Source organism: Streptomyces sp. 12E (genome assembly GCF_055633275.1).
In genome coordinates this window covers 2872874-2886845 of record NZ_JBVNCJ010000001.1, presented here as the reverse complement: position 1 = coordinate 2886845, position 13972 = coordinate 2872874, and the positions used below count along the sequence as shown (strand labels likewise).

Here is a 13972-nt window from a genome sequence, read left to right as displayed (position 1 = left end):
TCCCGGCGCTCACCCGCCGACCCGCGCCAGCACCTCCCCCGTCCGCCGGCTCCACGCCACCACCACCGCCTCCTCGGGCACCCGCTGCGAGGGCGTCAGCAGCAGCCAGCGCGCGTGGTACCGGCGGACGACCGCGGCCCGTTCGGCGCGGGTCGAACCGGGGTCGAGGTACGCGCGCACGTCGGCCAGCCGCCGCAGTCGCTCCCCCTCGTCCAGCGAGGCGTCCGGCCAGGCCGGCGCGGCGAGGTTCGGCCCGTACCCGGCGAGCGCGTGGACGGCGTGGTAGCCGTCGGTGATCACGACCTCGCCCGGTTCGACGTACCGCGCGGCCCACGCGTACGACGGCCAGTCCGGCGGCCGTTCGAAGCCCGCCGGCGCCACCGCCCCGGCGTGCACGGTCAGGAACGCGGCGCAGGCCCCCGCCGCCGTCGCGCCGCCCAGCAGCCTCCGCCACACCGGCCACGGCCGGGGCGCCGCCAGCTCCACCGCCGACGCGAACTGCAACGGCACCAGCGTCAGCCCGAGGATCCTGCCGTAGGTGTAATGGCCGCTGACCCAGCCGTACGCCACCACCAGGCAGTCCAGGACGAACATCAGCACCAGCGGGTCGCGCCACGAGGCGCGCCGCGCCCGCAGCCACAGCGCCGGCAGCCCGAGCAGCGCCAGCCCGAACTGCCCGCCGAGGTCCAGGTACAGCCGTCGGTGCATCGCGTCCACGCTGTCGTCCCCGGCCAGCGCGAACACGTCGAAGTACGGCCAGACCGCGGCCGTCAGCAGCGCCACCGCCCCCGTCAGCGCCCACCGCCAGGCCACCGCCGGCCCCCATCGCCGCTGCCACCCGGCGACCAGCGCCACCGCCCCCAGCGCCGCCGCGACCGCCGTGATCGGGTGCACCAGCAGGACCAGCCCGTACAGCGCGCCCAGCGCCGCGTACCCGGACACCGGGCGCAGCCCGTTCGGCCCCACGTACCGCACGGCCCCCGCGTCCCGGGCCCGCACCCCCGTCAGCGCCCACCCCCAGAAGGCGAGCCCGATCGCGCACGCCGACGGATAGGCCAGGTTGCCCGTCATCGACATCAGGTTCAGATAGCCGCTCCACCAGGCCCGCTCCACCCCCCACAGCAGCGTCATCGCGCCGAGCGCCAGCACCGGCGCCCAGGGGCGCGGGGTCAGCACCCGTACGAAGCGGCCGATCCCGGTGAGCAGCACCAGCAGGTTCAGCGGCCCGGTGAGCCGCAGCACCTCCCAGCCACCCAGCCCGGTCAGCCGGGCGACCGCGCCCTGCGCCAGCGCGAACGGCGAGTAGTAGGGGCTGCCCGCCCCCGGCAGGTCCGCCGTCGGGTGCCGGGGCTCCAGCAGGTCGTCCCTGAGCCGTTCGACGACCGCCGCGTGCTGCCCGGCGTCGCAGCACAGCGGCACCCTCCAGTACGCCAGCGACATCACCAGCCAGAACAGGAAGCCGAAGAGCTGGTACGGGGTGGGGCGCCAGGCCCCGCCGCCGCGCAGCGCCGTGGCGCCGCGCACGGCCGGCCGGACGAGGACCGGGGAGCTCATCGGACGGCGGGGGAGGGGAGCGTCTCGGGCATTTGCCGTATGTTCCCGGCGAGATCAACGGTATGACCTCGCATCACCCCATCGAGTGGCCTGGGCGGTCAGCGCGCCGGCTCCACCGGAGCCCCCTGCGCCGGCACCACCGCCCGCCGCACCCCCGGCTCCAGCAACAGCGGCACGCCCAGCACCGGCAGCAGCCAGGCCAGCGTGATCAGCCGGTCGCCCCAGATGTTGATGTCCGGGTGCCCGGCCTGGTTGAGGAACCCCGTGCAGGCGGCGGCGACCAGGAACGCGCCGAACGCCGGCCGCCGCCGCGCCCCCAGGAGACCGGCCGCCAGGAACGCGACGAACACCGGCTCCCACAACTGCCGCCGCAGCCACTCCGTCCAGAAGTTCCCCTGCAACTGCAGGAACTCCGCCCACGGCCGCTCCCGGTCGGGGCGGGCGAAGTGACCGGTGAGCAGGTCCTGCACGCTCTCCGACACCGACGGGTAGTGCAACAGCCGGGCCAGCAGCACCGTGCCCAGCAGCCCGGCGAACCCCGCCCCGGCGAGCGCCACCACCCCGCGCCCCGGCGCCAGCCCCCGGGAGCGGCGCCGTACGGCGACCGCCGCGCCCGCGCCCGCCAGGCACAGCCCCAGGAACAGGGCCTGCGAGTGCTTGACGGTGAACAGCGCGAGCAGCGCCCCGCCCACCAGCGCCAGACCCGTCCGTGTCCGCCGCCCTTCCAGCACCAGCGCACAGCCCCACAGCGCCGCCAGGGTGAGCGCCAGCAGCAGCCCCTCGGTCATCGGGCGCATCGCGGTCGTCCCGCACGGCAGGACCATGAACAGCGCCTGCCCGGTGAGCGCGAGCGGCACGGACACCCCCAGGGCGCGCAGCACCAGGAAGGCGAGCACCCCGCCCGCGCAGGTCACCGCCACACCCGCCGCCCACACGCCCCAGACCACCCCGAACAGGGCGACGAACGGCGCCAGGAACACCGGGTAACCGGGCCGCACCTCGAAGATCCGCATGAACCGCTCCGGCATGAACGGCACGGTGTGCCCGCCGGTCCGCCCGGCCGCCGACATCGCCTCCACCTGCCGCCACTCCCGCTCCCGGCACTCCCGCATCACCCGCGGGGCGGGGTCGGGGGCGTGGAAGCGCACCACGTCCACGTTCTGCTCGCGGTGCGCGATCGCCGCCCGCCCCGCGCAGAACCAGTCGATGGTGGCGGACGCCGCCTCCCGCTCGTCCGCACCGGTCAGACTCAGGGCGTACGACAGGTAGTTCTTGCTGTCGGGGGTGGCCCGGCCGGTGACGTTGGCGAGCTGCAGCAGCGCGAACACGGCGGCCAGCAGCAGGACCGGGGTGCGCGGCCTCACGACGGGGTCAGCAGGTCGCGGCCGGTGGCCTGGGACGGCACCCGGGCCGGTCCGGCCGGCCGCTCCGGCATCGGCTCGCCCAGCATCAGCGTCCGCACCACCCGTTCGGCGGCCCGCCCGTCGTCGAACTCGCAGAACCGCTTCCGGAACGCCGACCGCAGCCGCGCCGCCTCCTCGTCCCGCCAGGTCCCGGAGTCGAACAGCCACGCCAGCTCCCAGGGGGAGCGCGCCACGTGGCCCGGCGCCTCGGCCGTGATGTCCAGGTAGGCGCCCCGGCTCGCCCGGTAGGCGTCCCAGTCGTCGGCGTACACGACGATCGGGCGGTCCAGCAGGGCGTAGTCGAACATGATCGACGAGTAGTCGGTGACCAGGACGTCGGCGGCGAGCAGCACGTCCTGCGCCTCCGGTTCGTCCGTGGCGTCGACGAGCACGCCCCGCCGGTGCAGCTCGGACAGCCCGAGGCCGCGCGCGGGTCCGGCGGCCAGCGAGGGGTGCAGGCGGACGACGAGGGTGCGGCCCTCGCCCAGCTGGGCGGCGAACCGGGCGAGGTCGAGCCGCTCCACCAGCCCGTCCCTGCGGTAGTCGCGGCGGGTCGGCGCGTACAGCACCACCGTGTCGCCGTCCGGGACGCCGAGCCGTTCGCGCACCGCGCGCGCCCGGTCCGCCGGCGCGGCGACCAGCACGTCGTTGCGCGGGCTGCCGCTGCGCAGGGAGGTGAAGTGGCAGGGGAAGGCCCGCTCCCACACCAGCTCGGAGTGCCGGCCGGCGACCAGGCTGTAGTCCCAGCGGTCGGCCCGGCGCAGCATCTGCGGGACGTCGAAGCCGAGCCGGGCGCCGGGCCGGTCCAGCAGATCGGCTCCCTGGTACTTCAGCGGGGTGCCCCGGTGGGTGTGGATGTGCACGCTTCCGGGGCGTTTGACCAGCGCACCGGACCAGTTGACGTTGTTGACGAAGTAGGTGGCCCGCTCGGTCACCCGGCGGTAGCCGGGCGAGCCGGGCAGCACGTACTCGGTGTCCGGATCCAGTCCGGCCGCCCGCTCCTCGTCGGCCAGCACCCACACGCCCCGGAGGTGCGGGGCGAGTTCGCGCGCCGCGCGGTGGATCGCCGCCGGGTCGCCGAGCACGCCCCGGTGCGAGAACGCCGAGTACACGACGAGGTCCGGGTCGAGCGGACGGCGGAACGCGGACCGGGCCCGGGTGTACCGCGCCGCCGTCGCCGTACCCGCCCGCCGTACCCGCCGCCCCAGCTCCCGGCCCGCCCGCCCGGTCCGCTGCCGCAGGACGTAACCGGCGTAACTCCCCTCCAGCACCCGCAGTTCCGGCGGAACCGGTGCACCCTCCGGCCGGTGCGCCCGGAACATCTCGGCCGTGCGGCGGAAGAACTCGCCCTTGTCGGACGGCGGCAGCCGGTCCGGCTTGGAGAGGATGTCGAGACAGTGCTCGCCCATCTTGGCGTGCAGGAAGGGCCGCCAGTGCGCGAGCGCCGGGCGGGCGTCGACGAACCGGAACACCCGCGCGTACTGCTCGTGGACGTCGAAGTGCCTGCGGCTGGTGGTGGACAGGATGCTGCCCCGGCGGCGCTGCCGGTAGTACACGCAGATCCGGTCCAGGACGGCGATGCGCCCGGCGCTGAGCAGCACCGGGAACGTCCACGGCGTGTCCTCGTAGTAGCCGGGCGGGAAGACGAAGCCCTCCCGCGCCACGAAGTCGCGGCGGTAGACCTTGTTCCACACCACCATCAGCAGGTCGAGGATCTCCGGCCGCTCGGCCGCCGTGAAGACGCCCCCGGACGCCTGGGCCAGCAGGTGCGCCAGGACGTTGCGGCGGGTGCCGCCCCACCAGTGGGTGCGGGCGTAGTCGAAGACCAGGACGTCCGGGGCGCCGGTCTCGTCGAGGCGGTCGGCGATCGCGCGCAGCGCGCCCGGGGTGAGGGTGTCGTCTCCGTCGAGGAAGAACAGGTAGTCGCCCGTCGCCCGTTCCATGCCCGCGTTGCGGGCCCTGCCGAGGCCCACGTTCTGCGGCAGGTGCACCACCCGGACCCGCTCGTCGCGGGCCGCGTACGCGTCGAGGATCGCGCCGCAGCCGTCGGGCGAGCGGTCGTCGACGGCGATCACCTCGAGGTCGCGGTACGACTGCCCGAGCACCGAGTCGAGGCAGGCGTGCAGGTACCCCTGCACCTTGTGGACGGGGACGACGACGCTGAACCGGGGCACGTCAGCTCCTCACCGGGGTGGCCGCGGGGGCGGGGACGCGCTCCGCGAGCGGGATCACGGGGGGCAGGGCCTCGGGCGGCTCGCCGAGCAGCACCCGGCGCACCACCCGTTCGGCGGCCCGCCCGTCGTCGAACGCGCAGAACCGCTCACGGAACCGGGCCCGCAGCGCGGCCGACCCCGCGTCCGCGTACGAGCCGTCGCGGAACACCCGGGCCAGTTCCTCGGGGGTGCGGACCACCGGCCCCGGCGGCCCGTCCATCAGGTCGAAGCAGACGCCCCGGACCTCCCGGTAGACGTCCCAGTCGTCGGCGTACACCACGATCGGGCGGTCCAGGTTGGCGTAGTCGAACATGATCGACGAATAGTCGGTGACCAGCGCGTCGGCGGCCAGGCACACGTCCTCCGCCGAACGGTGCGCGGATACATCGATGACCCGGCTGACCCGGCTGACCCGGCCGCCGCTCCCGCGCCCGCCCCGGTCGTAGAAGTAGTGGGCGCGCAGCAGGACCACGACGTCCTCGCCGGCCGCCGCGCAGAACGCCTCCAGGTCGAGGCCGGGCTCGAAGCCGGTGCGGTGGTCGCGGTGGGTGGGCGCGTACAGCACGGCCCTCGCGCCCCGCGGGACGCCCAGCTCCGCACGGATCCGCGCCACGTCGTCCGCGGTGGCGGTCAGATACGCGTCGTTGCGCGGATAGCCGTACTCCAGGTGCTCGTAGGAGCCGGGAAAGGCGCGCTCCCACACGCGGGTGGAGTGGGGGTTGGAGGACAGGTTGTAGTCCCAGCGGTCCACCCGGCCGAGCAGTTTGGTGAAGCTGCCGGTCGCGGCCGCCACCACCGGGTACGTCGACTGGTCGACGCCCATCGTCTTCAGCGGGGTGCCGTGCTGCGTCTGGAGGTGGACGCTGCCGGGGCGCTTGACGACGCCCTCAGCGAAGTTGGCGTTGTTGACCAGGTACGTCGCGCGGGCCAGCACCTCCCAGTAGCGCCGGCTGCCGATGACCGCGTGCTCGACGCCGTCCGGCACGGTGTGCGCCCGCTCCGCCTCCACCAGGAACACCGAGCGGATGTGCGGGGCGAGTTCACGGGCCTTCGCGTGGATCGCGGCCGGGTTGCAGGTGTAGCCGCGGCCCCAGTACGCGCAGTACACGGCGAGGTGCGGATCGAGCGGGCGGCGCAGGTGGATCCGGTACAGCAGCCGGGTGCGCAGCCCTCGCGGACGCGGCACCGCCGCCGTCGCCCGCGCCACCGCGCGGCGGGCGCCGCGCAGGGCGGTGAAGGCCCCGTAGGAGCCGGACGCCAGCAGCCGGTGCTGCACCCCGAGGCTGCCGCGCGGTGGCCGGTAGCCGGCGGGACGGTGGCGGAGGTAGAGGGTGCTCGCCCGGCGGAAGAAGGCGCGACGGCCCGACGGGAGCCGCCGGGGATGGGCGGCCGTCTTCAGCACGGCGCCGAACAGTTGCTCGAACAGCGGCGCCGACCGCGCCACGGACAGCCCCCGCTCGGCGGCCCGCTCCAGGACCAGCTCGACCTGGTCCAGCAGTTCGGCGTGGTGCTCCCCGGGCAGGTTCAGCCGGCTGCCCTGCCGCCGCACCAGGTGCCGCACGACGGCCGAGCGCAGCACCGCCACCCGTTCGGCGTCGAGCATGGCCAGCCCGCCCCAGCCGACGTCCGTGAAGTGGCCCGCCGGGAAGGCCAGACCCCGCTCGGCGACGAAGGCACGGCGCCAGAGCGCGCTCCACGCCGGGAGGACCACGCCGGTGAGGTGCGGGGCGCGGTCGGGGGAGAACACGCCGTCGGGGGCCTTCGCCAGCAGGGGCGCGGCCGGGTCGGCGGGCTCGCCCTCCCACCACGGCGCGCGTTCGTGCGCACAGTGCAGCACGTCCACCGGACCGGTCTCCGCCAGGCGTGCGTCCAGCGCCGTCAGCGCGCCGGGTACGAGGACGTCGTCACCGTCCAGGAACAGCAGGTACGTCCCCGTGGCCGCCCGCGTCCCCGCGTTGCGGGCGCCCGCCAGTCCGGCCGACGGCGGCGCGTGCACCGGCGCCACCCGCGAGTCCCGCTCGGCGTGCCGGGCGGCCACGTCGGCCGCGAGGGAGCCGGGCGCCTCGCAGACCGGGATCAGCTCGAAGTCGCCGAAGGGCTGGGCGAGGACCGAGTCCAGCGCACGGCCCAGCCGGCCTGCGACCCCGTGGGACGGGACGATGATGCTGAAGCGGGGCATTCTGCTCTTTCTCGTGGAGGAGGGCGTGGCGCCCTCGGCGGGAGGGACGCCGGCCCGGCCGCCCCGGCGGCCGCCGGACAGGCGGCCGGGCCGGGACGGGCCGCGACGGGCCGGGGGGCACGGGGACTCCCTGGGTCCGAAGAGGGGGACGGCGGTCAGCCGTGCTCGGTGACGGCCAGGACACCGGCGGGCTGCTGCTGCGGCACCGTGGTGAGCGACGACGGGGCGGGCACGGCGCCGGCCGACGGCACCGGACGGCGCTCGTCCGGCGGCACCGCCGGCGGCAGGTCCGTCTCCCCGAGCACCACCCGGCGTACGACCCGCTCGGCGGCGCGGCCGTCGTCGTACGGGCAGAATCGCGCGCGGAAGTCCGCCCGCAGCCGGGCGGCGCGGGCGCCGCGCCAGCGACCGGTCGCGAAGACGTCGATCAGCTCGTCCTCGCTGCCCGCGACCGCGCCCGGAGGGAACGCCCGCGGATCGAAGTAGGCGCCGCGGGCCGCCTCGTACGCCTCCCAGTCGTCGATGTGCAGCACCACCGGCCGGTCCAGGCCCGCGTAGTCGAACATCAGCGGCGAGTAGTCCGTGACCAGGGCGTCCGAGGCCAGGCACAGGGAGATGACGTCCGGGTGGCCGGTGACGTCCAGGACCCGGTCGGAGGCGGCCTCGAGCGGCCCGCCGTACGGGGGGTGGGCGTGGGCGTGGGCGTGGGCCAGGACGACGAACCGCGGGCCGAGGCGGCGCACCACGCGCTCCAGGTCGAGCAGCCGGCGCTGGGTGCGCCGGTAGTCGCGGTGGGCCGGCGCGTACAGGATCGCCACCGTCCCCTCGGGGACGCCGAGCGACTCCCGCAGCCGGGCCACCTCCGCCCCGGTCGCCGTGTGGAACCGGTCGGTGCGCGGTCTGCCGTACTCCAGGGTGGTGTAGCGGCCGGGGCAGACCCGCTCCCAGGTCAGGGTCGAGTGACGGTTGGCGGAGACGACGTAGTCCCACTGGTCGACGCCCTCGAGGAGCCGTGCGAAGTCGGTGTCCCGGGCCGCCGCGGGACGCTCCAGCAGGTCCAGGCCCGCGTGCCCGAGGGGGGTGCCGCGCCGCGTCTGCACCAGGACCTGCCCCTTGCGCTTGACCAGCCCCGGCAGGACGTCGGCGTCGGTCACCAGGTACGCGGACCGGGCGAGCGCGCTCCAGTGGGCGGCCGTGCCGGGGACGAGCCGGCGGGCGGCCGGCGGCAGGGCGGGGTGGCGCCCGGGGCGGGCCACCCAGGCGGTGCGGATGTGCGGGGCCAGCTCGCGCAGCGCGGTCTCCAGCGCGGCCGGGTCGCCGCCGCGGACGCGGTCCCCGTGGGAAGCGAAGACGGCCCGGTCGGCACGGAGCGGGAGCAGCCGCTGGAACCGGTAGTGCAGGCGCAGGGCCGCGCCGCCCAGGGTGCGCGGCAGCCGCCCCGCGACCCGGGCCCACCTGCGGCGCAGCGCCGCCGCCAGCCGCAGCGCCCGATAGGTGCGGTGCAGTCCGAGACGGACCATCGTGTGGTGGACCCGGGCACGCGCGGACACGGACGCGCCGGGCGTCCGATGGCGCCGGCAGTGGACGCGCGCCCGGCGCAGGAAGGCGGTGCGCGACCCGCGCGGCAGCCGGTCCCGCCGCGCGTACACGGTCACCAGGTGGTCGACCATGCGGCGGAACAGCACCGGCCGCCAGCGCTCGAGCCCCGGCCGCCCGTCGAGGAACGCGAAGACCCGGTCGTACTGGTCGAAGACGTCGAAGTGCCGTTCGCTGGTGGTGCGCAGGATGCCGCCCACCCGGCGCTGCCGGTAGTGCACGCACACCCGGTCCAGGGTGGCGATCGACTCCGCCGTCATCAGGACCGGGTACGTCCACGGGGTGTCCTCGTAGTAGCCGGGCGGGAAGGTGAAGCCCGCGCGCTCGACGAACTCCCGCCGGTAGGCCTTGTTCCAGGCCACCATCAGCAGGTTCAGCAGCCCCGGCCGGTCCACGAGGCGGAACGGCGCGGGGCCGTCCTCGGCGAGCTCGGCGGCGGCCCGGTTGCGCACGGTCTCGCCCGACCAGTAGGCGCGCGCGTAGTCGTAGACCAGGACGTCCGGTTCGCCCGTCGCCTTCAGCCGGTCGGCGAGGGCGAGCAGGGCGTCGGGCGTGAGGGTGTCGTCGCCGTCCAGGAACACCAGGTAGTCGCCCCTCGCCCGCTCCATCCCGGCGTTGCGGGCCGGACCGAGGCCGGCGTTCCGGGGCAGGTGCACGGCCCGTACGCGCGGGTCGCGGGCCGCGAACTCGTCGATCACCGCACCGCAGGCGTCCGGCGAGCAGTCGTCGACGGCGATCAGTTCGAGATCGGGGTACGACTGGGACAGCACGGACTCCAGGCACTCGTGCAGGTACGCCTGAACCTGGTACGCGGGGACAATGACACTGAACCTGGGCAAGGGGCATCCAACGGTCGGCGCGGGCGTTCTGCCCGGCAACGGACGCCGGCCCGGCTTGGTTACGCCCCCTGCGGCATCCGGGGGACGCACGTCACACGAAGGGGCGGACCGCGGCGGTCCGCCCCTCCAACGCGACGCCCGTTCCGGCTACTTCACCGCGCCCGCCATCACACCGGAGACGAACTGCCGCTGGAACGCGAAGAACACGACCAGCGGGACCACCATCGAGATGAACGCGCCGGGCGCCAGGACGTCGACGTTGTTGCCGAACTGCCGTACCTGGGTCTGCAGGGCGACCGTGATCGGCTGGCTGCCGGAGTCGGTGAAGATCAGCGCGACCAGCATGTCGTTCCACACCCACAGGAACTGGAAGATGCCGAGCGCGGCGATGGCCGGCCCGGCGAGCGGCATCACGACCCGCACGAACAGCCGCAGTTCGCCCGCGCCGTCCAGCCGGGCCGCCTCCAGCAGCTCCCTCGGGATCTCCGCGAAGAAGTTCCGCAGCAGGAACACCGCGAACGGCAGGCCGAAACCGACGTGGAAGAGGACCACGCCGGTCACGGAGCCGAAGAGGCCCAGGTTGCCGAAGAGTTCGGCGATCGGGATCAGCGCCACCTGCACCGGCACCACCAGCAGCCCCACCACGGCCAGGAACCACCAGTCCCGGCCGGGGAACTCCATCCAGGCGAAGGCGTACCCGGCGAGGGAGCCGATCACCACCACCAGCACGGTCGCCGGGACGGTGATGTACACCGTGTTCAGCAGCGAGCCGGTGATGTCGTCGTTCTCCAGCAACGTCTCGTAGGCGCCGAAGGTGAGTCGGGAGGGCTCGGTGAACACCTTCCACCAGCCGTCGGCGGCCATGTCCTGCGGGGTGCGCAGACTGGCCAGCAGCAGCCCGACCGTCGGGACCAGCCAGAACAGCCCCACGACGATCAGGAAGACGCGCACCAGACCGCCGCTCACCCACTCGCTCAACCGGGAACCCAGCGACCGCTCGGCCCTGACGGGGGAGACCGGCGGCACACCGTCCTTGGTGACGCTCATCGCCGCACCTCCCGCCTCAGCCGCCTGACGTTGAACCACATCACCGGGATGACGAGCAGCAGCAGGAACACCGCGATCGCGCTGGCGACGCCCGGCTGGTCCGCCGAGAAGCCCTGGCGGTACAGCTCCAGCGCGAGGACGTTGGCGTCGTCCTGGGAGGAGCCCGGAGCGATGATGAAGACCAGGTCGAACACCTTCAGCACATTGATCATCAGGGTGACGGTGACGACCGCGAGGACCGGCGCCAGCAGCGGTACCGTGATCCGCCGGAACACCTGCCACTCGTTCGCGCCGTCCACCCGCGCGGCCTCCAGCAGCTCCCGGGGCATGCCCGCGAGCCCGGCCGCGATCAGCACCATCGCGAAGCCCGCCCACATCCAGATGTACGAGCCGATGATCGCCGGGGTGACCAGGGACGGGCCGAGCCAGTCCAGGCCGTTGTACGGCTCCTCGAAGTTGCTCGCCGGGAGCCGCAGCCGGGTGCCCTCGGCCTTCGAGGAGAAGGAGAAGGTGCCGTCGGCGGCCGCCGTGGCCGTCTCCACCACCTCGCCGCCCTTCACGGCCTCGATCCTCATCCCGGCGTAGCCCAGCTCCGAGGCGTCGACCGCGTTCAGCGTGCCGACGCCCTTGCCGCGGGTGAAGTCCTGCCAGGTGGTACCGGTGATCCGGTCGTCCTCCGGCTTCGGCGCCGCGGCCGGCTTCGCGTCGTCCGGCATCAGGTCCGGGGCGACGCCGACCAGCGGCAGCGTGACCGTGTCGCCCGCGCGCACCGTCACGGCGGTGATGAAACCGCCGTCGTCGTTCCGCACGAGCGGCGACTGGCGGCCCGGGTGCGCCTTGGGGAACGCCGACGACTGGGCGAAGGTGTCGTGCACCCCCACCCACACCGCGTTCGCCACGCCCTTGTCCGGGTCCTGGTCGTACACCAGGCGGAAGATGATGCCGGCCGCCAGCATCGAGATCGCCATCGGCATGAAGACGACCAGCTTGAACGCCGTGCCCCAGCGCACCCGTTCGGTCAGCACCGCGAAGACCAGACCCAGCGCGGTCGCGATCGTCGGCGCGAACACCACCCAGACGACGTTGTTCTTCAGGGCGGTGCGGATGCCGTCGTCGGTGAACAGGGCCCGGTAGTTGTCGAGTCCGGCGAAGCCGTCGCCGGACTGGTCGTAGAAGCTGCGGATGACGGAGTACCCGATCGGGTAGACCACGAGCGCACCGAGCAGGACCAGCGCGGGCAGCAGGAACAGCGCCGCCACGGTTCCACGGGTGCCGGTGACGCTCTTGCGCGACTTGGGAGCGGCGGGGGCCGTCTTCGACGCCCCCGCCGCCGTGTCCGACGCCATCGCCGGATCAGTTCCCGTACGCCGCGGCCGCGTCGGCCTCCAGCCTCGCCTGCGTCCCCGCGACGTCCTTCGGGTTCTTCAGGAAGTCCTGCAGCGCCTTCCACTCGCCCTTGCCGGGCGTGCCGCCGAACGCCTGCGGGGCCTGGTCGGACATGTCGAAGCGGAAGTCGTCGCCGGAGGAGACCAGCGCCTCGGCGATCTTCTTCTGCACCGCGTTCGGGTACGCCGACGGGTCGAGGTTCTTGTTCGGGGAGAGGAAGCCGCCCAGCTTCGCGTGGACCGCCGCCGCGTCGGGGGAGGCCAGGAAGGTGGCCAGCGCCTGCGCCGCCTCCGAGTCCTCCAGGATCACGGCCGCGTCGCCCCCGGAGACCACCGGCGCGGCGTCGCCGACGGCCGGGAACGGGAAGACCTTCGCGTCCGTGCCGATCTCCGCCTTGCTCTCGCCGATGTTGACCTGCGCGAAGTCGCCCTCGTAGACCATGCCGGCCTTGGGCTGGTCGCCGCCGGTGAAGGTCTGCGTCACGGACGTCGGGAAATCGGTCTGCAGCGCGCCGGACGCGACGTAGTCCTTCTTGCCCCAGATCCCGGCGAGCGTGGTCAGGGCCTTTCCGACGGACGGATCCGTCCACTTGATCTCGTGCTTGGCGAGCTGGTCGTACTTCTCCGGACCGGCCTGCGAGAGGTAGACGTTCTCGAACCAGTCGGTCAGCGTCCAGCCGTCGGCGCCGCCGACCGAGAACGGGGTGACCCCGGAGTCGTACACCGTCTGGGCGACGGTGAGCAGTTCGTCCCACGTCTTGGGCTCGGCGGCCCCCGCGTTCTCGAAGACCTGGGCGTTGTACCAGATCAGCGACTTGTTGGCGGCCTTGTAGTAGACGCCGTACTGCTTGCCGTCGACCTTGCCGATGTCCTGCCAGCCCTGCGAGTAGTTCTCGCCCAGCTCCTTGACCGCCTCGGCGCCGAGCGGCTTGGCCCAGCCCTTGTCGACGGCCTGCTTGATGGCGCCCGGCTGCGGCAGCAGCGCCACGTCCGGCGGGGCGCCGCCCGCGACCTTCGAGCCGAGGAAGTTGATGATCGGGTCCTGGGCGGGGACGAAGGTCACCTTGGCGCCGGTGCGCTTCTCGAACTCCGCGAGGACCTGCTTGAAGTTCTTCTGCTCGGCGCCGGTCCACACGGCGGCGACCTCGAGGCTCGCGCCGTCCAGCTTCGGCAGGGTGACGGTGTTCCCGTTGGCGCCGGTCCCGCCGCCCTTGTCCTCGCCGTCGCCGTCGCCGTCGTCGCCGCCCCCGCACGCGGTGAGCGAGACCGCGAGCACGCCCGCGGCGAGCGTGGCGGCGGCTCTCACGCCCCTGCGGGAGCGGGGGGTCGTCACGTGGCCGCCGGGTGACCTGCGTATCCGGATGATCCTGCTCGTGCTGCGCATCACTGCCCCGTTCTTCGTACTCCGTCGTACTTCGCCGAACGTCCGAGCGCTGTCCCGTGGGCTCTGGTCTACGCCCGGGGAATGGGGGTGGCAAGAGCGCCTCCCGTGTCAAGTCCGGGATCGTGACCGCCTCGTGACCAGGCGTCATACGGAACGCGGCGGCGCCGGCCCGGCCGCGGCGAGGAGTGCGGGATCTCCGTCGGCGACGGGTGGCGCAGCGTGCGCACCGAAGTCGTCCGCGTCCCCGGCCGCGTGACGAAGGACGAGCCGACCACCGAGGCGCACGGCGCCTGCGCCGGGCCCCGGGGCGGGACCCCGCGTCGAGGACCGGGGCGGGACCCCGCGTCGAGGACCGGGGCGGTCACCGGCCGG

At 74.0% G+C, this 13972-nt stretch carries 8 protein-coding genes; all 8 read right to left on the bottom strand.

Features of this window, described 5'->3' with window-relative positions; all coding sequences use genetic code 11:
- Positions 1–9: 9 nt before the first annotated feature.
- On the bottom strand, positions 10–1554 hold the full coding sequence (locus ACZ8ZB_RS13490; RefSeq protein ID WP_470737956.1) for a hypothetical protein: 1545 nt from the start codon (positions 1552–1554) through the stop codon (positions 10–12).
- Positions 1555–1652: 98 nt separating this feature from the next.
- Positions 1653–2918, bottom strand: coding sequence for a hypothetical protein (locus ACZ8ZB_RS13485; RefSeq protein ID WP_470737955.1), 1266 nt, complete (start codon positions 2916–2918; stop codon positions 1653–1655).
- Positions 2915–5131, bottom strand: coding sequence for a bifunctional glycosyltransferase/CDP-glycerol:glycerophosphate glycerophosphotransferase (locus ACZ8ZB_RS13480; RefSeq protein ID WP_470737954.1), 2217 nt, complete (start codon positions 5129–5131; stop codon positions 2915–2917). Before ACZ8ZB_RS13480 ends, ACZ8ZB_RS13485 begins: the two co-directional genes overlap by 4 nt.
- Before the next feature lies 1 nt (position 5132).
- Positions 5133–7349 carry a bifunctional glycosyltransferase/CDP-glycerol:glycerophosphate glycerophosphotransferase gene (locus ACZ8ZB_RS13475; protein ID WP_470737953.1) on the bottom strand — a complete coding sequence of 739 codons (2217 nt, stop codon included), beginning with the start codon at positions 7347–7349 and terminating at the stop codon, positions 5133–5135.
- 155 nt (positions 7350–7504) lie between these two features.
- On the bottom strand, positions 7505–9784 hold the full coding sequence (locus tag ACZ8ZB_RS13470; protein ID WP_470737952.1) for a bifunctional glycosyltransferase/CDP-glycerol:glycerophosphate glycerophosphotransferase: 2280 nt from the start codon (positions 9782–9784) through the stop codon (positions 7505–7507).
- Between the two features lie 147 nt (positions 9785–9931).
- A complete protein-coding gene (locus ACZ8ZB_RS13465; RefSeq protein ID WP_470737951.1) occupies positions 9932–10831 on the bottom strand; it encodes a carbohydrate ABC transporter permease in 900 nt (299 codons plus the stop codon).
- A complete protein-coding gene (locus ACZ8ZB_RS13460; RefSeq protein ID WP_470737950.1) occupies positions 10828–12177 on the bottom strand; it encodes a carbohydrate ABC transporter permease in 1350 nt (449 codons plus the stop codon). Before ACZ8ZB_RS13460 ends, ACZ8ZB_RS13465 begins: the two co-directional genes overlap by 4 nt.
- A gap of 7 nt (positions 12178–12184) precedes the next feature.
- A complete protein-coding gene (locus ACZ8ZB_RS13455; protein WP_470737949.1) occupies positions 12185–13600 on the bottom strand; it encodes an ABC transporter substrate-binding protein in 1416 nt (471 codons plus the stop codon).
- Positions 13601–13972: the final 372 nt, after the last annotated feature.